This is a genomic window from Roseateles subflavus (assembly GCF_030285365.1).
GTDB lineage: Bacteria > Pseudomonadota > Gammaproteobacteria > Burkholderiales > Burkholderiaceae_C > Roseateles_B > Roseateles_B subflavus.
Map to the genome: position 1 here is coordinate 698,416 of NZ_JASVDS010000002.1, position 20,232 is coordinate 718,647.

The following is a 20,232-nucleotide window of genomic DNA, read 5'->3' on the forward strand; positions in this document are numbered from 1 at the left end:
GGGGGCCCGGGGACCGCCTGGGCGCGGGCGCTTTGGCGGCAAAGGGCGGATTTTAATCGTGCGCGCTCGTCGGCTCCACTTGATGGGGCTCAACTTGGGGGCATTGATCGCCCGCGGAACGCGCGCGGCGGGTGGAGAGGACGGGCGCGGCACCGGCCCCGACCGTCACGACGGTGGGCCGCCCGCGGTGCAGCAGGCTGGCGGCGGGCAGGGTGGCCACGGTGTGCTCGCTGCTCAGGGCATCGGCACAGCCGGCACGGGAGACCACCATCACCGGCGTGTCACCTGCCCATCCGGCCAGGGCCAGCTTGCGCGCCAGGGCGCCGAGCTGGCGGCCGGCCATGTAGAAGACTTCCGTGTCGGCGCTCTTGAGGGCCTGGAGGTCGCCGTCCTTGGTCATGGCGGTGGTCAGGGCCACGCTGCGGCCCTGGCCGCGGCGGGTCAGGGGGCGGCGGGTCTGGGCGGCGGCGGCGATGGCGGCGGTCACGCCGGGCACCACTTCCGAATCGATGCCGGCTTCGTCCAGCGCCAGCAGCTCTTCTTCCAGGCGGCCGAAGATGCTGGCGTCCCCGCCCTTGAGCCGCACCACCACGCCAGCCTGGCGGGCTTCGCGCACCAGGGCGGCGTTGATGGCGGTCTGGGCGGTGGAGTCGCAGAAGCCGCGTTTGCCCACGTCCAGCCAGCGGGCGTGGGGGGCGAACTCGCGCAGCGCCGGGTCGGTCAGGGCGTCGAACAGCACCACATCGGCCTGCTGCAGGGCCCGCAGGCCGCGCAGGGTGATGAGGTCGGCACTGCCGGGGCCTGCACTGACGAAGATGACGCGTCCCATGTGGAGCTCCTTGGGGTCAGGTCTTGCTGGAACCGGTGGCTCAGCGCACCAGCAGCGCACCCGAGGTGCGGTTGCTGGTGGGGTCGACGACGATCAGCGCGCCGGCCACGCGGTTGTCCGCATAGGCGGCCAGAGGCAGGGGGGCCTGCAGCTCGACCACCACGTGGCCGATCTCGTTGACGGCCAGCTCGTGGGCCTCGGTCTCGGCCAGGGTGTGGATGTCCAGGCGGTGCTCGATGGCGCTGATGCGGGCCTGCACCCAGCGGTTGCCGTGGCGCACCCAGTACTTGCGGCCGATCTGGGCCGGCTCGGTGTCCAGCCAGGCCAGCGTGGCCTCGAACTGCTGGCGCGGCGCGGCGCTGCCGGGGGCGACGATCCAGTCGCCACGGCTCACGTCCACCTGGCGGTCGAAGACCAGGCCGGCGGATTCACCGGCCACGGCATGCGCCACCGTCTCGCCCGCGCGGCGGACCTCGGCGATCAGGGCCTTGACGCCGCTGGGCAGCACCTCGACCTCATCACCCGCCTTCACCTGGCCCTGCGCGATGCGGCCCCAGAAGGTGCGCGGCTGGTAGCCCGTGCCTTCGCCTTCCTTGCTCACGTACTGCACCGGCTGCTGCAGCGGGCCTTCGACGGTCTCCTGCGCGGTGGGCAGGCTTTCCAGCACCTGCAGCAGGGAGGGGCCGTTGTACCAGGCGGCGTCCAGGGGCTGGGTGACGTTGTCGCCGTTCAGGGCCGAGACGGGCACGATGGCCGTCACGCTGATGCCGGCTTCCTCGGCAAAGCGGCGCAGGGCGGCGCTGACCTTGGCGAAGCCTTCGCCTGCGGCGTTCGCGGCCAGGGCGTCGATCTTGTTGACGGCGAACACGATGCTGGGCACGCGCAGCAGGTGGGCCAGCAGGCTGTGGCGGCGGGTCTGCGGCAGCAGGGGCACCTCGGCCTGGGCCAGGTCCAGCTTGGTGATGTCCACCAGCACCACGGCGGCGTCGCTGCCCGCGGCGGCGGTGACCATGTTGCGGGTGTACTGCTCGTGGCCCGGGGCGTCGGCAATGATGAACTTGCGCGCCTTGGTGGCGAAGTAGCGGTAGGCCACGTCGATGGTGATGCCCTGTTCGCGCTCGGCCTCCAGGCCGTCGGTCAGCAGGGAGAGGTCGATGGGCTGGCCGGCGGCGCGGCGCTCCAGGGTGTCCAGCTGGTCGGCGAGGATGGCGCGGCTGTCGAACAGCAGGCGGCCGATCAGGGTGCTCTTGCCGTCGTCCACGCTGCCCGCGGTCAGGAAGCGCAGGGCGCGGTGCTGGGTGTCCACGTCCTGCTGGTGGACCGTCTCGAAGTGGGGAACTGCACTCATGGCTTGCTCAATCTGTAGTCATCAGGTGCCCGGGGTCAGGTCTTGCCGGACCGGGGGCGGGCTGCGGCGCCGGGGCGCTGCGCGGTGGCGTCAGAAGTAGCCCTCTTTCTTTCGGCGTTCCATGGAGGCATCCGAGGTGCGATCGTCCATGCGCGTGGCGCCACGCTCGCTGACCGTCACCGTGAGGGTCTCGGCCACGATGTCGGCGGCGCTGGCGGCGTCGCTCTCCACCGGGCAGGTGCAGGTCATGTCGCCCACGGTGCGGAAGCGCACGGTGGCGGTCTCGACCGTCTCGCCGGCCTCGGGCGGGGTCACCTCGGTCAGCGGCACCAGCAGGCCCTTGCGGCGGATCACCTGGCGCTCGTGGGCGTAGTAGAGCTGCGGCAGCGGGATGTTCTCGCGCTGGATGTAGAGCCACACATCGAGCTCGGTCCAGTTGCTGATGGGGAAGGCGCGGAAGTGCTCGCCCGGGCGGATGCGGGTGTTGAACAGGTTCCACAGCTCGGGGCGCTGCTCCTTGGGCTGCCACTGGCCGAAGCTGTCGCGGTGGCTGAAGATGCGCTCCTTGGCGCGCGCCTTCTCCTCGTCGCGACGGGCCCCGCCGATCAGCACGTCGAAGCGGTGCTCCTCGATGGTCTCCAGCAAGGTCACGGTCTGGTGGCCGTTGCGCGATTCCAGCGGGTGGGCCAGGCGGATCGTGCCCTTCTTGATCGAGTCCTCCAGATGGCCCACCACCAGGCGCTCGCCCATCTCCGCCACGCGGCGGTCGCGGAACTCGATCACCTCGGGGAAGTTGTGGCCGGTGTCCACATGCACGAGGGGGAAGGGCAGCTTGCCCTTGAATTCATTGCCCGAGACGCGCTGCTTGAAGGCCTTTTCCGCGAGGCGCAGCACGACGCAAGAATCCTTGCCGCTGGAAAACAGCAGGCCCGGGCGTTCGAAGGCGGCGGCGACCTCGCGCAGGATGAAGATGGCCTCTTCCTCCAGGTGGTCCAGATGGCGGTGATCGACGGTGGCGACCAGTTGTTCCAGGTTCACGGGGGCGTTCATGCAGTCGCTCCAGACTTCAGTTCTTCGTTGCTCTTGGACTTGTGCAGGCCGCACTCCTTGGCGTTCTCGTCCTCCCACCACCAGCGGCCGGCGCGGAAGTCCTCGCCGACGGCGATGGCGCGGGTGCAGGGCGCGCAGCCGATGGAGGGCATGAACTGGTCATGCAGGGCGTTGTAGGGCACGGCGCGGGTCTGGATGAAGTACCAGACATCGGCCCAGCTCCAGGCGGCCAGCGGGTTGAGCTTGGTGCGGCCCTGGCCGTCCGGCTCGCTGAAGGGCACCTCGGCGCGGTTGGCGGACTGCTCGCGGCGCAGGCCGGTGATCCAGGCGCTGCGGCCGGCCAGCATGCGGGACAGCGGCTCCAGCTTGCGGATGCCGCAGCACTCCTTGCGCAGGGCCAGGCTCTCGTACATGGCGTTCTCGCCGCGGGTCTTCACGAAATGCACGACGGCATCCGCCACGGGCGTGAAGACCTGCACCTCGATGCCGTATTGCGCGCGGATCTGCGGGATCAGCGCCAGCGTCTCGGCGTGCAGGCGGCCGGTGTCCAGCGTGGCCACGGCCACGGGCAGTTGCAGCTCGGCCAGCAGGGCGGTGATGACCATGTCCTCGGCGCCCAGGCTGCTGGACTGCAGCAGCCCGTCGCCGTACTGGGCGTGGGCCTCGCGCAGCAGGGCGCGGGTCTCGTCCAGGCGGGCGTCGAAGCCGGCCGTGGCGCGGGCATAGAGGCCGATGGCCGAGCTCTGCGGTGCGTTGCCCAGGGGCAGGAAGGACACGGCGTCGGAGGCGCTGTCGCTCATGACCGTGCTCCTCAGGCCTGGCCGGCCAGGACCTGGGCGAAGTGGGGGCGGGGCTCGCTCACATCGCCCTGGTAGTGGCCGGGGAAGAAGGTCAGCGCGCGCTCGGCGGCGTCACGGCGCTGGTCGCCGCGCAGCTGCACGGCGTCGAAGCCGGTGCGGGCCAGCAGGGGCAGCATGTCCACGACGACGTCGCCCACGGCGCGGATCTCGCCGCTGAACTTGTAGCGCACGCGCAGCAGGCGAGCCTGGGTGTAGGCGCGGCCATCGACCCACTTCGGGAACTGCAGCGCGATCAGCGCCAGGCGGGGCAGGTCCGCGACCAGCTCCTCGATGTCGAAATCATTCGCGAGCTGCACGCCCACGGGCAGGTCGGCCGGCCAGGTGTCGCGCACGGCGTGCCACTGCTCCAGCGTCAGCAGCAGGTTCGGGGCGGCGCTCGGATGGGGCAGCGGGCCGTCCTCGCCGTCCACGCGGTGCCATTGCTCGTGATGGGGGTCGATGAACTTCATGACGATCTTTCCTGCAGTCTTCAGCGGGCGGCGGTAGAGGAACGGACGGCGTTGGCGGCGGCCTTGAAGGGCTCGATGCCGACGCGGCGCACGGTGTCGATGAAGCGCTCGGCGGCCTGCCGCTCGCGCTTGTAGGTGCCGACGACGGACTCGATCACATCGCCCACCTCATCGGCGGCGAAGGAGGGGCCGATCACCTTGCCGGCCTGCCAGGGGCCGGACAGCGTGGAGCCGTCCGAGCCGCCCAGCGTGATCTGGTACCACTCGGTGCCGTCCTTGTCGACGCCGAGGATGCCGATGTGGCCGCTGTGGTGGTGGCCGCAGGAGTTGATGCAGCCGCTGATGTGCAGGTCGATGTCGCCGATGTCGTACTGCTCGTCCAGGTCCTGGAAGCGCTCGGTGATCTCGGCTGCGACGGGGATCGAGCGGGCATTGGCCAGCGCGCAGAAGTCGCCGCCGGGGCAGGCGATCATGTCGGTCAGCAGGCCGATGTTGGGCGTGGCGAAGCTGTTGTCGCGGGCGGCCTCGAACAGCGCCGGCAGGTCGCTCTCGCGCACCCAGGGCAGCAGCAGGTTCTGGTCGTGCGTCACGCGCAGCTCGCCGTGGCTGAACTGGTCGGCCAGCTGGGCGGCGGCGTCCATCTGGGCGTCCGTCGCGTCGCCGGGGGCCTGGCCCACGCGCTTGAGCGACAGCGTCACGGCGCGGTAGCCGCTCAGGCGGTGGCCATGCACATTGCGCTCCAGCCAGCGCTTGTAGGCGCCGGGCTGCACGCCTGCGAAGAGGTCAAGACCTGGCACCGCGGCCACGCCAGCGGGCACCACGAAGCTGGCGGCCACGCGGTCCAGCTCGGCCTGCGGGATGATGTGCTCGTGGCCGGCCGGGTCGTCCTGCAGGATCTGCGCGAACTCGCGGTTGACGTCGTCGATGAAGGCCTGGCCCTCGGCCTTCACCAGGATCTTGATGCGGGCCTTGTAGGCGTTGTCGCGGCGGCCGTAGCGGTTGTAGACGCGCACGATGGCCTCGATGTAGACGAGGATCTGGTTCCAGGGCAGGAAGTCGCAGATCGAGGTGCCGATCACCGGCGTGCGGCCCATGCCGCCGCCCACCAGCACCTCGAAGCCGACCTCGCCGGCCTCGTTCTTCTTGAGCTGCAGGCCGATGTCATGCCAGGCGATGGCGGCGCGGTCCTCGCGGGCGCCGGAGATGGCGATCTTGAACTTGCGCGGCAGGAAGGCGAACTCGGGGTGCAGCGTGCTCCATTGGCGCAGCACTTCGGCGTAGGGGCGCGGATCGACGATCTCGTCCGGCGCCACGCCGGCGGTGGCGTCGCTGGTGATGTTGCGGATGCAGTTGCCGCTGGTCTGGATGCCGTGCATGTCCACGTCGGCCAGCAGGTCCATCACGTCGGCCGCCTGGGGCAGCGGGATCCAGTTGTACTGCAGGTTCTGGCGCGTGGTGAAGTGACCGTAGCCGCGGTCGAACTCGCGGGCGATGCGGGCCAGCTGGCGCAGCTGGCGCGAGGACATCACGCCATAGGGCACGGCCACGCGCAGCATGGGGGCGTGGCGCTGGACGTACCAGCCGTTCTGCAGGCGCAGGGGGCGGAACTCGTCGTCGGTGAGCGTGCCGGCGAGGTTGCGCTCCAGCTGGTCGCGGAACTGCGCGGCGCGGGCGTGGACGAACTGGCGGTCGAAGTCGGTGTAGGCGTACATGTCAGTTCAGCTTAGAAATTCAGTGGAGCACTTTCCATCCGGCCATCAGCAGCGAGGCGCACAGCAGGCTGCGGATGACCCCGTCGGGCAGGCGGCGCGTGGCCTGGGCGCCCAGCCAGATGCCGGGAATGGAGCCGACCAGCAGCGAGCCCAGCAGGCCCCAGTCGACATTGCCCAGGCTGGCGTGGCCGAGGCCGGCGACGAGCGTCAGCGGCACCGCGTGGGCGATGTCGCTGCCCACGATGTAGCGGGCCGGCAGGCGCGGGTGGATCAGGAGGATCAGCGTCGCGCCGATCGCGCCGGCGCCGATGGACGAGAGCGAGACCAGCACGCCGAGGACCAGGCCGCTGAGGACGGTCAGGGCGGGCTTGCGGTGATCGGGGATGTGACGCTCGAGGCGCAGGCCCACCTGCTGCCAGGCCGGACGGAAGGCCACGACGAGGGCGGTCAGGAAGAGCGCGATGCCCAGGGAGAAGGTGAGGGCGCTCGCCCAGCCCTTGGTGATGCCCGTGAAGTGCATCAGCGCCACGGTGGCGATGGAGGCCGGAATGCTGCCGGCGAGCAGCTGGCGGACGATGTCCCAGCGCACCTGGCCGTGGCGGGCGTGAGCGACGGAGCCGGACATCTTGCTCAGGCCCGCAAACCACAGGTCCGTGCCGATGGCCACGGCCGGGTTCAGCTTGAAAACGGACAGCAGCAGGGGCGTCATCAGCGAGCCGCCGCCCACGCCGGTGATCCCGACGATGGCGCCGACGCCGAATCCGCTGGCAACCGCAAGTCCGTCCACTTCTGCTCCTCGGGACTGCCCCCATTGGCAGTCAGGTGGCGGACTTTAAAAGCTGTTTATATATATGAGAACTACTGAATCGTAGATTGCTTATGGCTGAATTGGAATAAAGGCGCCCGCCGGCGGCGGGGGCAGGCGGAAGCGATCGCGGGCGATGCCGTCCGGAAAGACGGTGCGATCGATCGGCACGCCCCCCAGCCGCAGTGCCAGGGCCCGCGCGGCGCGGTTGCTGTCCTTCATGTAGGTCTCGACGGTGGGCCAGCGGAAGTGGTCGTAGGCGTGCGCGAGGGCGGCCCGCGAGGCCGCGAAGGCGATGCCGCGGCCGCGGAAGGCGGGCAGGAGCCACCAGGTGAGCTCGCGGGGCCAGCCGGGCTTCTGGGCGAAGCCGCAGGCGCCGATGGGGGCGCCGTGGTCATGGATCGCCCACAGACCGAAGCCCTGCCGCTCCCAGGCCTCGCGGTCCTTCGCGAGCCGCGCGCGGGCGCCGTCCACTGACAGCGGTGCGCCGCCGTAGCCGTCGGAGGCGCTGCCGTCGGTGAAGAAGCGCTCGTAGGCGGCGGTGCAGGCGGCGTCGGGGCGGTGAAGCGAAAGGCCCGCTGTCTTGCGCGAGGGCGTGAGCGTCATGTGCGGTGGTGTGGCGCGTCGCGAGGAGGCTGCCTGTTCGGTGAAGAGATCGACATCGGCGTGAAGTGTGCCCGCCCGCTGGCTCATCTGGTGAGCCTGTCGGGCCAAAGAATGCCCTGAACGGGAACGGTTCCCGCACAGGAGTGAAACGATGAATCACCAGAGCAGTTCCCCGCTGGCGCACCTGGCGGCCTTCGCGATGACGTTCGTGGCCGGCATGGCCGCCTCGGCCGCCCTCGGGGCCTATACCCGATACGTCCGGCGGCAGGCGGCCCGCGCGGCGCCGCACCGCCCCGACTAGTGGATTCTGCCCGCGCGGGTGCGCGCGCTTCGACGGTCCTTGACGAAGCACAGGGGACGCCGGATTCGCGGCAGGGTGCAAAAAATTGCCGCCTTTCGGCGCTTTGCCGGGGCCATCACCTGCGACGTCCTCTCACACCCGCGGCGGTGCCCCTAGCATCCAGCCACCGTGCCACACACCTAACAGGGAACGTCAGACCTTGCCCGACATCGAGACGGCGCCGCTGCACCGGCGCGACATGAAGCGGCTGCACTCTCGCGAACTCTACAAAGAGCTCGCTTCGGAAATCAGGCACATCCTGCATTCCGTCGAGGCGCTGCAGGAGGACCCGCAGGCCAACGGCGTCAAGCGCACCGTCAATGCCGTCCTGGAGCCCCTCAGCCAGGAGTCGGAGGCCCGCATCCAGGAGCTGGCGCGCAACGCGGAGTGGGACACCTTCGTCATCGGCTTCTATGGCGAGACGAACGCCGGCAAGTCGACGGTCGTCGAGACGCTGCGCATCCTCCTCGGCGAAGCCGGCAAGCTGGACGAGCGGCGCGCCTTTCGTGAGATCCAGGAGCGATACGGACTGAGCGCTGACTCGCTTCGTCAGGCGCAGCTTGAGGTCGAGACGGCCGCGCAGGCCTGCGAGGACTGCACGCAGGCCCACGCCCGGGAGCAGGCCGAGCGCGAGGGGGAGGTCGAGGCCGCCTCGGCCGAGCTGCGTGCCACGGCCTCCGAGATGGCGCGTCGGCGCGCCGCGATGAACCGATGGCAGCGCTTCCTGGCCCTGTTCCGGCAGGATCCGGCGGCCGCGGTGCTGCTGCAGAAGACGCAGCGCCTGAAGGCCGCCGAGGCGGCGCTGGCGCAGGCGCTGGACAGCCATCAGGCCCGGATCAGCGGTCTGCGCGATGTGCTGGCGTCCCGGCAGCAGGCGCTGGACGGACGCCGCGCGCAGCTGGACTTGCTGCTGCCCCATGCCGACGGTCGCATCATCGGGAACGGGCGATCGGACTTCACGCTCCAGTCTCAGCTCTACCGCTTCGAGGTCCAGGGGCAGCGCTTCGCGTTGATCGACGTGCCGGGGATCGAGGGGAGCGAAGGCAAGGTCGAGCAGGCCATCTGGGAGGCGGTGCAGAAGGCTCACGCCGTGTTCTACGTGACGCCCAAGCCCGCCGCGCCCCAGAAGGGGGAGGACGGCAAGCCGGGCACGCTGGAGAAGATCAAGCGTCATCTCGGGGACCAGACGGAGGGCTGGACGCTCTACAACAAGGGCGCGACGAATCCGATGGCCTTGAGCGCGCCGGAGCTCCTGAATGCCGACGAGCAGCGCAGCCTCGCGGACCTGGACAGAAAGCTCCGGGAGCAGCTGGGATCGCACTACGCCAGAACGCTGTCCATCAGTGCCCGGCCGGCCTTTCTGGCCGTCGCGGAGTGCCTCGTCCCCGGGGGGACCGACGCCGCCACCCGGGACAAGTTCCTCGGCAAGTTCGACCGCGACAGCCTCCTGGCGAAGTCGAACCTGCCGGCATTGGTCGATCTGCTGTCCGGCCCGCTCGTCAAGGGCCAGCAGGACAAGATCATGCGATCCAATCTCTTCAAGGGTCGCCAGCTGGTCCATCGGACGCTGGCGGGCATCGAAGGCATCTACGAGGACCATCTGAAGCCCTTCAAGGCCGAGCTGGCGGTGGTCGTGAAGGACTCGACGCAACAGATGGACCTGAGCGTCCGTGCGCTGTCCACCCGGCTGGACAACGTGGCCTCCGCAGCGGTCCGGCAGTTCATCAAGGCGCTGCGCGAGGATGCCTATGACTACATCGACGGCGATGTGAGCAACGACGCGCTCCGCAGCTACTTCGCGGACGCTCGGGACCGGCGGATGGCCGAGGCGACGGCCAGCCTGACGTCCGCCCTGGAGCACGAGTTCGCGTCATTCCGGGAGGAGGTGGCGGATGCGCTGGAACGCTTCCGCGACTTCGCGAACGACCTGCAGTCCTCGTTCGGGTCCATCCGGATCGCCGGCTCGACGGCGCCGCTGAAGCTCGACCTGAGTCAGGGCATCGACTGGACCGGCCTGATCTCCACGGCCATCGGCGGCCTGCTGCTGGCATGGAATCCGGGGGGCTGGCTCATCCTCGCCACGGGCATCGCGACGGTGCTGCTCGGCCTCGCGAAGTCCTTCATCGGATTCTTCAGCAGCGACTACAAGAAGGCCCAGCAGTGCAAGGCCATCGACCAGCAGCTCGACTCGATGCGCGGCTCGCTGCTGGAGGGCATTCGCGCGGATCTCAAGCGCAGCGTCGAGTCCGTCGAGTCGGAGATGGAGACCATGAAGGCCGCGATGCGCGTGCCGCTGGAGAACGCGACGGCGCTCAACAAGATCGTGAAGCGTTCGATCGACAAACTGAAACTGCTTGCCGCCTCGATGGCGGCGCCGGGAGACATCTGATGGAAGCAACACTGCAGGCCTTCAAACAGCAGCAGGACCAGGCGGCGTCGCTGCTGCACAAGCTCAAGGCCTTCCTCGAGCAGGGGGCCCAGGCGGGCATCCCCGTCGATCCGTCCTTGACCGAGAAGGTCGAGGCGGCCCTTCGCGAGACGCAGTCCGGCCGGCTCAAGATCGCGCTGATCGGCGGCTTCTCCGAGGGGAAGACGTCCATTGCGGCGGCGTGGCTGGGCCGGCTCGACCGCTCGACGATGAAGATCAGCCATGAGGAATCGTCCGACGCCGTCGCCAGCTACGTCGTCGGCGAGGACATCGTCATCTTCGACACCCCGGGGCTGTTCGGCTTCAAGGAGAAGACCAGCGCCGACCGCGAGGATGCCGAGCGCTACAAGGACATCACGCGGAAGTACATCAGCGAAGCTCACCTGGTGATCTACGTGATGGATCCCAAGAACCCCATCAAGGAGAGCCACCGCGACGAGCTGGAGTGGCTGTTCCGCGCGCTGAACCTGCTGCCCCGCACGGTCTTTGTGCTCAGCCGGTTCGACATCGTGGCCGATGTCGAGGACGCGGACGACTTTGCGCGCCATCTCGAGGTCAAGCGGGCCATGGTGGCGAAGCGCCTCGGAGAGCTGATCCATCTGACGCCCGCGGAGCAGCAGTCGCTGGCCATCGTCGCGGTCGCCGCGAATCCCTTCGACCTGGGGATCGAGCACTGGCTGTCGAACCGGGACCAGTTCCAGCAGCTCTCCCACATCGAGGCGTTGCGTCGGGAGACCAGCGCCGCGGTCGAGAGAAACGGCGGCACACTGGCCGTGGCCCTGGCCGCCAAGCAGTCCATCATCCGGGACGTCCTGGTCAAGGAACTGCCCGTGGCCGTCCAGGCCGATGAGCAGATCGGCGCCGAAGTCGAGAAGCTCGAGGAGGCCAACCGCCGGCTCAAGAAGCAGCTGGTCAGCGTCCATGCCCGGATCCAGGACGTCCGCAAGGGCCTGCGCGACTTCGTCACGTCCTACTTCACCGATCTGATCCTGCAGGCGAAGCGGGTGGACCAGGAGACCTTTGCCGAGTTCTTCGAGCGCGAGATCGGCAACGAAGGCGTGGTCCTGGCATCGAGGCTGCAGAGCGAGTTCGAGCAGCAGATGTCGTCGGTGAAGCTGGAGCTGAGCAATCTGCAGATCGGCGTCGAGTCGGAGATCAACCACTTCAACACCCGGGTGCGCTCGATGGGCAAGCAGGGCGTCAACTACCTGATCGGCCAGAAGCTGATCAACGGCCAGACCATCCTCGCCACCCGCGACGGCATCGTCTCGATCGCCAAGGTGGTCGGGGTCGACCTGGCCAAGGTGCTCAAGTTCAAGCCCTGGGGGGCGGTGAACCTGGCCAAGACCGTGAATGGCCTCCTCGTGGTGGTGGGGCTGGCCATCGAGGTCTGGGATCTGTGGGAGAGCAACCAGCGGGAGAAGGCCTTCCAGGCGTCGATTGCCAAGCTCATCGAGAACTTTGAGACGCAGCGCGCCGAGTTGCTCAGCATGCTGGCCAGCGATGACTTCGCGAGCCGCTTCTTCGCCGAATACGAGGATCTGGAGAGGCAGGCCCAGGGGATCGCCACCGAGCTGGAGGCCCGCGAGGCGAGGCGCCAGGAGTTCAAGGCCTGGCGAGGTCAGGCCGAGGCGCTCGATGTGGAGTTCAGGATGGTCCAGGCGCCTCGCTGACCCCGGGCCTCTACACTGGCCCGCCTGCCACCCCCGAGGAACTGCCCGTGCCGACGCTCGACCCTGACATCCTGAATGACATCGACCTGCTGGTTCGCGGCGGCTTCGAGGATCGGGACCGGATCGTCGAGATCCTCACCGAGGAGATGTACGAGCCGGGCGAGCTCGACGCGGACGTGGTGGCGTCCGCCGTGGAGGCCGCCGTTGCCAGACACGCGCTCGACCAGCAGTCCTGGCCCGCCGTGACCGACTGCGATCGCCTGGACGCCGTCTTCTCGAGCCTGGAGGGGAAGGGGCTCATCGCCCTGCAGTTCGCCGGCCATACGCAGAGCGACGGGTTCGATGATGTGTCCGAGGTCTACCAGGACCACCCGGACCGGGCCGCGGTCATCGGCTACTGCTTCTATCACTCGCAGGACCTGGAGCGCGCGGTGCGCGGCGAGGGCCTGTACCTGGCCTTCGGTTCGATGGACGCGAGCGAGACGTCGACCGGAGGGGCCCAGGTCGGGGCGCTGATTGCCGCCGAGCTGCGTGCCGCCGGCTTCGAGGTCCGCTGGAACGGCAGCGTCGATCAACGGATCTTCGTGCCGAGCATCGACTGGAAGCGTCGGTAAGGAACGAGCCCCTTGTCCGGCTGCCGCCCCGGCGGCCGGTTCAAAAAGTAGGCGGCGCCACTGCAGTCCTGCAATGGCGCCGCTTTCTCATCGGGCCGGGTCAGCCCCGGCCCGTCTCCTCCTCACGCCCGGGGGCGTGATCCGTCACTCGGGTCGAGGCGCGCTCAGTAGCGCGTGCTCAGGCTCAGCCCGCTGAACGCCGCCTGGCCATGCACCGTCAGGTAGACGTAGCCCGGGGTGTAGACCGGCACCGTCACCGTCTCGGTGTTGCCGCTGCTCGTGGAGCGGTAGTTGTTGGCCGTCGGCGAGGCCCAGCCCTGGGTGTTGACGTAGAGGTCGGCGTTGCCGCTGCCGCCGCTGGTGCTGATGCTCAGCTGCACATTGGGCTTGTCGACGTAGATCCAGAAGTACTGCAGATCCCCCGCGGCGCCGGCCAGACCCGTGCGCACGCAGCCGTTGCTCATGCTGTCGGTGCGGGTCGGGCAGGTGGAGGGCACCGTGCCCGAGACCGACACCGGCAGCGAGGTCGTGGTCGAGAGGCCGCTGTTGTCCGTCACCTTGAGCTTGACGGTGTAGGTGCCGTTGGCCGCATAGGTCTTGGCCGGGTTGGCATACGTCGACGTGCTGCCGTCGCCGAAGTCCCACAGGCGGCTGGCGATGCTGCCGTCGGGGTCCGTCGAGGTGTCCGTGAAGTAGGCCGTCAGGCCGGTGGTGCCGACCTTGAACGAGGCCACGGGGGGCAGGGACGCCGGCGCCGACACGGTGACGACCTGGCTCGTGGTGGTGCTCAGATTGCTGTTGTCCGTCACCGTGAGCTTGACCGTGTAGCTGCCGGCGGCGGCGTAGGTCTTGCTGGGGTTGGCGGCGGTCGAGCTGCTGCCGTCACCGAAGCTCCAGACGCGGCTGGCGATGCTGCCGTCCGCGTCGGTCGAGGTGTCCGTGAAGCCGACGGTCAGGCCCGAGATGCTGGTCTTGAAGGACGCGACCGGGGCCTGCGACGTGGCGTTGCCGCAGTTGACGCCGGCCGTGCCGACCTGGCCCAGCCAGGTGCGGAACTCGGCGTCGTAGCGCGTGCCGATGGTGCTCTTGAGCAGCGTGCGCGCGCCGGTCCAGTCGCCCTTGCGGTAGAAGCCCAGCAGCGAGGTGACGTCCGCGCGGTGCTTCTCCAGCATGAAGCTCACGGCCAGGTAGCCCCAGTTGTAGATGCGGGTCTGGTCGGCGTTGTCATAGGTGGTGTCGAACAGCGTGCTCAGGGCGTAGCGGTACGTGCCGGCCTCGGTGAGGGCGTTGCTGTAGCGCACGTTGCGGTAGCAGTACGACACGTGCTCGGCCAGGCCCTCGACCCACCAGACGGAGGGCTGTGTCATGCCGGCGCTGAAGTCGCCGTACATGTCGAAGCGGCCGTCGAGGTAGTGGGTGTACTCGTGGTTGAGGTTCCAGACCTCGAAGCTCGGCTTCACCCACTCGGCCTCGTAGGCATAGAAGCGCGGCACGTTGCCGGCCTGCGCGGGGTTGCCCTCGATGTACATGCCGCCGTTGTTGGTGCTGATGCCGAAGAGCGGGCCGGCGTAGTCCTGGTAGTCGTAGCTGCTGTCGAAGATCACCAGCTCGAGGCTGGTGTTGTTGTCATTGGCGACGGGCACGCGGCCGGTCTGCAGCTTGTTGTGGAAGTAGGCTTCCTCGTTGACGACGGACGTGCAGGTGGCGTTGAGGTCCGCGGCGCTCATGGACTGCGCGCGCAGCGTCAGGCTCGGGCTGCACACCTGCTTGAGCGGCAGGATGGCGGCCTCGGCGCGGGTCTTCCAGTTGCAGCTGCCGTAGGTGTTGCACTGGCCCGGATCGTAGTAGTCCGTCATGTCGGCAAGGCCGACCCAGATGGCCTGGCTGGGCGTGCCCAGGCCGCTGCGGTTCATCAGGCCCTTCACCTGCGGACGGGTGGTCGGGAGCAGCGTCGGGTACTGCAGGAATCGCGAGAGTTCCCGGGCGGCATTGCTGACGAGGTAGCTCTCCGTGGTGCCGATCAGGCTCCAGTTGCGGTTGGCGAAATCGCTGACGGCCGTCTGCAGCGAGACGTCGGACTTCACCAGCGCCTGGAAGTCGTCGTTCTGGTGGCCGCGCCACAGCACCGTGAAGGTGTTGTTGACGGCCGTCTTCATGTAGTACGAGCTGTTCCAGCTGCTCGTGTAGCTGCCCAGCAGGCGCTTCACGACGCTGCTGTAGCGCGCGTTCTCGGTCGAGGAGTCGATCAGGATGACGGACTCGGCCAGCACCTCGCCGTTGGCGTCGTTGGCCAGGAAGATGTTGGCATTGGCAAAGAGCGTGTCCAGCGCGCCACGCAGGGCGTTCTTGAGCGTGCTGCCGTAGGTGCCCACCGAGGCGGTGTCGTTGTACTGCACGTAGTAGCCGGCGCGCAGGAAGAGGATCAGCTGCAGCAGGCCCGTGCCGTTGTTGCCTGCGTAACTGCCTGCGTAGGTCCGCAGGCCGTCTGCGACGCTGCGCATCTGGGTCTCGTTGAAGGTCTTCTGCGCCTCGGTGCCGCGCAGGCCGAAGAGCCCGTTGACGCAGTCAGCGGTGCTGGTGCGCACGGCCTCGACCAGGGCGGTGCCGGTGCGCGAGGTGAAGAGCGAGGCGTCACAGCTGGCGGTGGCGGCGGCCTTGCGGTCGGCGCTCAGGACGCTGCGGCGGGCGCTCTCGACGCGGGGCCGCGAGCGCTCGGCGGACACGGGCGGGCGCTCCTTCGCATCCTGCAGCTTCGACTCCGTGTGGCGGTGCAGCGCGTGCTGCTGGGGGGACTCCTGGATCTGCGGCATCGGGCCCTGGGGGCTCCGGTCGACCGCGTCGGCATGGGCCAGGGTCAGGGTCAGGCAAAAGGACATGGCGAGGCCAAGCCCCGTCAGAGTGGGGGTTCGCATAGGACGGTTCCGATTCAGTTAGAGGGGGGGAGGGCACCCGGTCGGCCGGACCGGGTGCCACCAGCTCGCCGAGGGCAACGAGCCGCACATCAGCAGTCCTGCGTAGCACAACTCCCTACATCTGCTGATGAAGATATATTTGACGTACACAACAAATATTTAACAAGAGGGAATCCCTGATGCGCGGGTGACGGTTTGTATCGTCATGCGCCAGTTGGCCCAGGGCGGCGTGGTGTGCGCTTGTAAACGAGCGCGCCCTCGGGAGCCGGTGCTCTCGAGGGCGCAGGGGCGGTGGCCGGGGGATCGGGCGCGTCGGTGGGCAGGGCGTGGCGGAACAGTTGGTAACCAACACGCGGCCGGTGGAGGCCGGGAGGACCGGCGCGTGAGGCGGGAGGGCCGCCGGGGCGTCAGCGGGCCGAGGCCGGTGCCGGACTCAGGCCCGGGCCAGCGCCTCGAGGGCGTCCACCTGCTCGACGATGCGGGCCGGCAGCGGGGCGTCCTGGGTGAGCAGGGTGCGGACGAGGGCGGCGTTGTCCGCCGTGGCCGCCTGCTCGAACAGCGGCTGGGCGAGGTCGTCGTCGCTGGTCTGCAGCTCCGTGCTGCCGTCGGGACCGAAGCGGCGCATCCAGGCCTTGCGGCGCAGGTGGGCATGCGCCTCGCCCTCGCAGGCCCGCATCAGGAGCGCCTGCCCGCCGCTGTCGCGGCACAGCGCGGGGAGGGCCTCGGTCATGCTGTCGAGGTATTCCGGGTGGGTGACCGCGACCACGCGCAGGCTGCGCCCGGGGGCCGGGTCGAGCAGCTTGGCCATGATGTGCGCGCTGTTGCGCACGCCCAGCCGGGTGCGCAGCGCCATCATCGCGTCCAGCCCGGGGCACAGCAGGGGCAGCGGAGCGACGGCCAGGCGGCGCGCCTGCAGCTGCTGTTCGATCTCGGCCAGACTGCCGGCGCGACGCAGGTCGAGGGCATCCAGCAGGGCGAAGGAGTCGACGCGGTTGTCGAAGTCGTGCCGGCCGTGGATCAGCACCGGCACGCCTCGCCGGGCCAGCAGCAGGGCCACCAGCGGCATCAGGTTGGCCAGCTTGCGCGCGCCGTTGAGCGCCGGCAGCACCACGAGGCGGGGGCCGTCGGGGACGTGGACCCGGGCCGTGCGCGCCTGCAGGGCGTCGTGGAAGCCGAGCACCTCGTCGCAGCTCTCGCCCTTGATGCGCAGGGCAATCAGGAGCGCGCCCAGCTCCATGTCCGGCACCCGGCCGTCGAGGAGGTCCCCGAACAGGGCGGCGGCAGGGGCGCGCTCGAGGCTGCGGGCGCCGCGAGCGCCGCGCCCGACTTCCTTGATGAGCGCGCCGTAGTGCGACATGGGCTCAGGCCCGGGGCAGCGTCAGGGTGTGGTCGATGGCGGCCAGCGCCTCCGGGTAGCCCTTGGCGATGGACGGGCTGGTCACCCAGCGGCCGTTGACGACGACCGTGGGCACGCCGTGGCTGGTGATGGCCTGCGCCAGGTTCGTCGCCTGCTGACACTTGGACTGCACGCCAAAGGACTCCGCGACCTGCTTGAACCGCGCGCCGTCCACGCCCATCTTCACGAGCGCGGCCTGCGCGCTCTCGATCGACTGGAACTTGCTGAGGTCGCCCTGCACGGCATTGAAGACCTGGGCATGCAGCGCCTCGACCTGCCCCATCGCTTCCAGGGCGTAGTAGACCTTCTGGGTGACCTTGGCGATGGCGTTGATCACCACCGGCACGCGACGGAACTGCACCTTGGCCGGCTTGCGGGCCACCCACTGGCCCAGCATCGGCTCGAAGGCGTGGCAGTGCGGGCAGGTGTAGGAGAAGAACTCGATGACCTCGCCCTCCGCCGCGACACCGGGCAGCGGGGTGCTGAGCTTGAGGTACTGCTGGCCTTCGACGGGCCGGCCCTGGGCCTGGCTCAGGGCGGGGAGGGCCAGGGCGGACAGGCCTGCGCTGCCGCTCACGATGAATTGACGCCGTTGCATAGCTTCTCTCGGTGGTGGATGGCGCATTGTGCAGGAAGGCACCTGGCGCGCGGCGGTGCGGGTGAGGCGCTTCAGGGGCGCCTAAGGATCGACCGCCTCGACGGCATTGACGCCGCGGGCACGGGAACTGCCCGACTCGGCACCCGCTTGTCGCGCAGGTGACAGTGTGGCGTCCAGTCTGCAGCCACTGCGTCCTTGCGTCCCCTTTCCTAACGACACAAGTCTGCTTCTGTCACATCACCGTTACACTGACACACACAGGGAGTTATCCAGTTGTTTGGGGATACCTCATGAAAACGAGAGAAGTACAGATCTATACCGGTGAGCAGTTCACCGTTCCGCAGGGCGTGCAGCGCATTGATTCCCGCTCCACCCATGGCTGGCAGCTCCGCTACGGCGGCACCAAGTTCTATTCCGACAGCAAGTTCCCCGGCGGTGCCGGTGGGGCCCTCGCCGCGGCCACCAAGGAACTGCTGAAGCGCGTCGCCAAGCTTCCCGCGCCGACCCGCCTCAAGCCCGAACCCAACGCCAACAAGACGAGCGAGCTGCCGGTGGGCATCTCCGGACCCATCGTGCGCCAGCGTCGCGGCAAGCTGCGGGACTGCAGCTTCACCGTGCTGCTGCCCCGCTATGGTGAGGCCGCACGCCGTCGCAGCGTCTACATCGCGTCCGAGTCCACCTACACCGTGGAGCGCTACATGCAGGCCCTGGAAAAGGCCGTCGTGCTGCGTCAGGAGGCCGAGGAGCTGTACCGTCAGGAGGCCACCAAGGCCAAGCGCCGTGAGGCGCGCGCCTTCAAGGCCAGCCTGGCGGCCTGAACCCGCTCTGCCATGACAAGCGGCCTCCTCGGAGGCCGCTTTTTTTTTGGCGGAGCGCGTCGCGAGCGCGCCAGGCCGGTGCCGGCGTTGCGGACGCGCCCGTCCGGTGCCGCTCAGGCGGCGTGGCGCTGTGCCACCGCAGGCAGGCCCAGCTCGCCGAACAGGTCCTTCGGGTCCGCCATGCGCGGCACGAGGCTGATCTCGCTGCCCAGGCCCAGCTCGCGGGCGACGTCGCGCAGCAGGCGCAGCATGGAGAAGTCCTCCAGCGCGAAGCCCACGGAGTCGAACACCGTGATCTCCTCGGCCGTGCGGCGGCCCGGCGCCTGGCCGGACAGCACGCGCCAGAACTCCGTCACGGGGAAGTCCGCCGGCATCTGCTGGATGTCGCCCTCGATGCGGGACTGCGGCTCGAATTCCACGAACACGCTCGCCGCCTCCAGCACGCCGCGGTGCAGCTCGGTCTTGCCGGGGCAGTCCCCGCCCACGCCGTTGATGTGCATGCCGGGCTCCAGCATCTCGGGCGTCAGGATGGTCGCGTTGGTCTTGTCGGCCGTCACGGTGGTGACGATGTCGGCGCCCTTGACGGCCTCGGCCGTGCTCTTGCAGACCACCAGGCGCAGGCCCGGCACGGATTGGAGATGGCGCATCAGCTTGGCGGTGGCCGCCGGGTCGATGTCGAAGAGACGGATCTCCTCGATGCCCAGCAGATGGTGGAAGGCCAGGGCCTGGAATTCGCTTTGCGCGCCATTGCCGATCAGGGCCATGGACCGGGCGTCGGGTCGTGCGAGGCGCCTGGCGGCCATCGCGGAGGTGGCGGCGGTGCGCAGGGCCGTGCTCAGGGTGAGCTCGGACAGCAGCTGCGGCGTGCCGGTGGCGACGTCGGCCAGGGCACCGAAGGCCATCACGGTGGACAGGCCGAAGCGGTGGTTGCGCGGATGGCCGTTGACGTACTTGAAGGTGTAGAGCTCGTGGTCGGCGATGGGCATCAGCTCGATCACGCCGTCCTCGGAATGGGCGGCCACGCGGGGCGTCTTGTCGAAGTCCTGCCAGCGCAGATAGTCGGCTTCCAGATAGCCCACCAGGCGCTCCAGCAGCGCGGGCAGGCCCAGCTGCCGGGTCATCGTCGCCACGTCGTGGGTGCTCAGCATCATGGCCATGAGAAGTCTCCGTTGTTCTGATGGACCTGATTCTTCTCAAGCCGTGCGTTAGAAAGAAGCGCAAAAAATGCAAAGAAACTCAAGGTAAGTTGCCATATCGACAGCATGAATTGGCAAAATGGCAAAATTGCTGGCAGTTGTCGCTTTGGCACATCTACCGGCGCCTTCCCTCTGAACGCCACTGAACTCACCCATGGACACACTCGACCAGCAATTGATGGCGCTGCTGCGCCAGGACGCCCGCGCCACCGTCGCCACGCTGGCCGCCAAGCTCAAGGTCTCCCGCGGGACGGTCACCAACCGGATCGCCAAGCTGGAGGACAGCGGCGTGATCGTGGGCTACACCGTCAAGCTGCGGCCCGACGTGACCCCCAATGCCATCACGGCCTGGATGAGCATCGCGGTCGAGGGCAACAAGACCCGCGAGGTGATCGCCATCCTGCTGGGCGAGCCCGGCGTCTCGGGCCTCTTCGACACCAATGGCCGCTGGGACCTGCTGGCCGAGCTGCGCGCGGCGACGCTGGGCGAGCTGGCCGAGGTGCTGGAGCGGGTGCGGCTCATCAAGGGCATCGGCGCCACCGAGACCAGCATCCACCTGCAGACCTACAAGCTGTCCTGAACGGCGGCGGCGCGCCGT

At 68.7% G+C, this 20,232-nt stretch carries 18 protein-coding genes; 6 read left to right on the top strand and 12 right to left on the bottom strand.

Going from position 1 to position 20,232, the window contains the following annotated elements; translation table 11 throughout:
- Positions 1-52 precede the first annotated feature (52 nt).
- The 8 genes from cobA to QRD43_RS08980 all read right to left on the bottom strand — a co-directional run bounded on the left by cobA (position 53) and on the right by QRD43_RS08980 (position 7,746).
- The gene (gene cobA / locus QRD43_RS08945; RefSeq protein ID WP_285982136.1) at positions 53-829 is read right to left on the bottom strand and encodes a uroporphyrinogen-III C-methyltransferase; all 777 of its coding nucleotides are present in this window, start codon (positions 827-829) and stop codon (positions 53-55) included.
- A 40-nt stretch (positions 830-869) separates the two neighbouring features.
- Positions 870-2,177: a sulfate adenylyltransferase subunit 1 gene (locus tag QRD43_RS08950; protein WP_285982137.1), complete on the bottom strand. Its 1,308-nt coding sequence runs from the start codon at positions 2,175-2,177 to the stop codon at positions 870-872.
- Between the two features lie 90 nt (positions 2,178-2,267).
- Positions 2,268-3,227: a sulfate adenylyltransferase subunit CysD gene (cysD, locus tag QRD43_RS08955; RefSeq protein ID WP_285982138.1), complete on the bottom strand. Its 960-nt coding sequence runs from the start codon at positions 3,225-3,227 to the stop codon at positions 2,268-2,270.
- The gene (locus QRD43_RS08960; RefSeq protein ID WP_285982139.1) at positions 3,224-4,027 is read right to left on the bottom strand and encodes a phosphoadenylyl-sulfate reductase; all 804 of its coding nucleotides are present in this window, start codon (positions 4,025-4,027) and stop codon (positions 3,224-3,226) included. Before QRD43_RS08960 ends, cysD begins: the two co-directional genes overlap by 4 nt.
- 11 nt (positions 4,028-4,038) lie before the next feature.
- The gene (locus QRD43_RS08965) at positions 4,039-4,536 is read right to left on the bottom strand and encodes a DUF934 domain-containing protein (RefSeq protein ID WP_285982140.1); all 498 of its coding nucleotides are present in this window, start codon (positions 4,534-4,536) and stop codon (positions 4,039-4,041) included.
- A gap of 20 nt (positions 4,537-4,556) precedes the next feature.
- Positions 4,557-6,248: a nitrite/sulfite reductase gene (locus QRD43_RS08970; protein WP_285982141.1), complete on the bottom strand. Its 1,692-nt coding sequence runs from the start codon at positions 6,246-6,248 to the stop codon at positions 4,557-4,559.
- Positions 6,249-6,267: 19 nt separating this feature from the next.
- On the bottom strand, positions 6,268-7,035 hold the full coding sequence (locus QRD43_RS08975) for a sulfite exporter TauE/SafE family protein (RefSeq protein WP_285982142.1): 768 nt from the start codon (positions 7,033-7,035) through the stop codon (positions 6,268-6,270).
- A 90-nt stretch (positions 7,036-7,125) separates the two neighbouring features.
- Complete coding sequence (locus QRD43_RS08980; protein ID WP_285982143.1) at positions 7,126-7,746, bottom strand: GNAT family N-acetyltransferase; 621 nt, start codon at positions 7,744-7,746, stop codon at positions 7,126-7,128.
- A 64-nt stretch (positions 7,747-7,810) separates the two neighbouring features.
- Between QRD43_RS08980 and QRD43_RS08985 the strand changes: the two genes are divergently transcribed.
- The 4 genes from QRD43_RS08985 (at position 7,811) to QRD43_RS09000 (ending at position 12,714) form a co-directional block, all read left to right on the top strand.
- Positions 7,811-7,960 (top strand): hypothetical protein, encoded by a 150-nt coding sequence (locus QRD43_RS08985; protein WP_285982144.1) that lies wholly within the window; start codon positions 7,811-7,813, stop codon positions 7,958-7,960.
- A gap of 199 nt (positions 7,961-8,159) precedes the next feature.
- Entirely contained in the window at positions 8,160-10,388 is a 2,229-nt protein-coding gene (locus QRD43_RS08990; RefSeq protein ID WP_285982145.1) for a hypothetical protein, read from the top strand.
- Positions 10,388-12,100, top strand: a complete 1,713-nt coding sequence (locus QRD43_RS08995; RefSeq protein ID WP_285982146.1) for a LeoA/HP0731 family dynamin-like GTPase — start codon at positions 10,388-10,390, stop codon at positions 12,098-12,100. The genes QRD43_RS08990 and QRD43_RS08995 overlap by 1 nt, the downstream gene beginning before the upstream one ends.
- A 47-nt stretch (positions 12,101-12,147) precedes the next feature.
- Positions 12,148-12,714 (top strand): DUF6891 domain-containing protein, encoded by a 567-nt coding sequence (locus tag QRD43_RS09000; RefSeq protein ID WP_285982147.1) that lies wholly within the window; start codon positions 12,148-12,150, stop codon positions 12,712-12,714.
- Between the two features lie 164 nt (positions 12,715-12,878).
- Here the strand turns inward: QRD43_RS09000 and QRD43_RS09005 are convergent, their stop codons facing one another.
- The 3 genes from QRD43_RS09005 to QRD43_RS09015 form a co-directional block, all read right to left on the bottom strand.
- Positions 12,879-15,626 carry a collagenase gene (locus tag QRD43_RS09005; RefSeq protein WP_285982148.1) on the bottom strand — a complete coding sequence of 916 codons (2,748 nt, stop codon included), beginning with the start codon at positions 15,624-15,626 and terminating at the stop codon, positions 12,879-12,881.
- Positions 15,627-16,059: 433 nt separating this feature from the next.
- Positions 16,060-16,983 carry a DNA-binding protein YbiB gene (ybiB, locus tag QRD43_RS09010; protein ID WP_285982149.1) on the bottom strand — a complete coding sequence of 308 codons (924 nt, stop codon included), beginning with the start codon at positions 16,981-16,983 and terminating at the stop codon, positions 16,060-16,062.
- Between the two features lie 4 nt (positions 16,984-16,987).
- Complete coding sequence (locus QRD43_RS09015; protein ID WP_285982150.1) at positions 16,988-17,620, bottom strand: thiol:disulfide interchange protein DsbA/DsbL; 633 nt, start codon at positions 17,618-17,620, stop codon at positions 16,988-16,990.
- 290 nt (positions 17,621-17,910) lie between these two features.
- Here QRD43_RS09015 and QRD43_RS09020 point away from each other — a divergent pair, with 290 nt between their 5' ends.
- Positions 17,911-18,438: a hypothetical protein gene (locus QRD43_RS09020; protein ID WP_285982151.1), complete on the top strand. Its 528-nt coding sequence runs from the start codon at positions 17,911-17,913 to the stop codon at positions 18,436-18,438.
- Positions 18,439-18,551: 113 nt separating this feature from the next.
- Here the strand turns inward: QRD43_RS09020 and ocd are convergent, their stop codons facing one another.
- Positions 18,552-19,595, bottom strand: coding sequence for an ornithine cyclodeaminase (gene ocd, locus QRD43_RS09025; protein ID WP_285982152.1), 1,044 nt, complete (start codon positions 19,593-19,595; stop codon positions 18,552-18,554).
- 193 nt (positions 19,596-19,788) lie between these two features.
- Between ocd and QRD43_RS09030 the strand changes: the two genes are divergently transcribed.
- Positions 19,789-20,214, top strand: coding sequence for an Lrp/AsnC family transcriptional regulator (locus QRD43_RS09030; protein WP_269629795.1), 426 nt, complete (start codon positions 19,789-19,791; stop codon positions 20,212-20,214).
- Positions 20,215-20,232: the final 18 nt, after the last annotated feature.

Bases quoted from the DNA above. Each gene is read 5' to 3' on its own strand.
- cobA (WP_285982136.1), bottom strand. From the start codon at position 829: ATGGGACGCGTCATCTTCGTCAGTGCAGGCCCCGGCAGTGCCGACCTC.
- QRD43_RS08950 (WP_285982137.1), bottom strand. From the start codon at position 2,177: ATGAGTGCAGTTCCCCACTTCGAGACGGTCCACCAGCAGGACGTGGAC.
- cysD (WP_285982138.1), bottom strand. From the start codon at position 3,227: ATGAACGCCCCCGTGAACCTGGAACAACTGGTCGCCACCGTCGATCAC.
- QRD43_RS08960 (WP_285982139.1), bottom strand. From the start codon at position 4,027: ATGAGCGACAGCGCCTCCGACGCCGTGTCCTTCCTGCCCCTGGGCAAC.
- QRD43_RS08965 (WP_285982140.1), bottom strand. From the start codon at position 4,536: ATGAAGTTCATCGACCCCCATCACGAGCAATGGCACCGCGTGGACGGC.
- QRD43_RS08970 (WP_285982141.1), bottom strand. From the start codon at position 6,248: ATGTACGCCTACACCGACTTCGACCGCCAGTTCGTCCACGCCCGCGCC.
- QRD43_RS08980 (WP_285982143.1), bottom strand. From the start codon at position 7,746: ATGAGCCAGCGGGCGGGCACACTTCACGCCGATGTCGATCTCTTCACC.
- QRD43_RS08985 (WP_285982144.1), top strand. From the start codon at position 7,811: ATGAATCACCAGAGCAGTTCCCCGCTGGCGCACCTGGCGGCCTTCGCG.
- QRD43_RS08995 (WP_285982146.1), top strand. From the start codon at position 10,388: ATGGAAGCAACACTGCAGGCCTTCAAACAGCAGCAGGACCAGGCGGCG.
- QRD43_RS09005 (WP_285982148.1), bottom strand. From the start codon at position 15,626: ATGCGAACCCCCACTCTGACGGGGCTTGGCCTCGCCATGTCCTTTTGC.
- ybiB (WP_285982149.1), bottom strand. From the start codon at position 16,983: ATGTCGCACTACGGCGCGCTCATCAAGGAAGTCGGGCGCGGCGCTCGC.
- QRD43_RS09015 (WP_285982150.1), bottom strand. From the start codon at position 17,620: ATGCAACGGCGTCAATTCATCGTGAGCGGCAGCGCAGGCCTGTCCGCC.
- QRD43_RS09020 (WP_285982151.1), top strand. From the start codon at position 17,911: ATGAAAACGAGAGAAGTACAGATCTATACCGGTGAGCAGTTCACCGTT.
- ocd (WP_285982152.1), bottom strand. From the start codon at position 19,595: ATGGCCATGATGCTGAGCACCCACGACGTGGCGACGATGACCCGGCAG.
- QRD43_RS09030 (WP_269629795.1), top strand. From the start codon at position 19,789: ATGGACACACTCGACCAGCAATTGATGGCGCTGCTGCGCCAGGACGCC.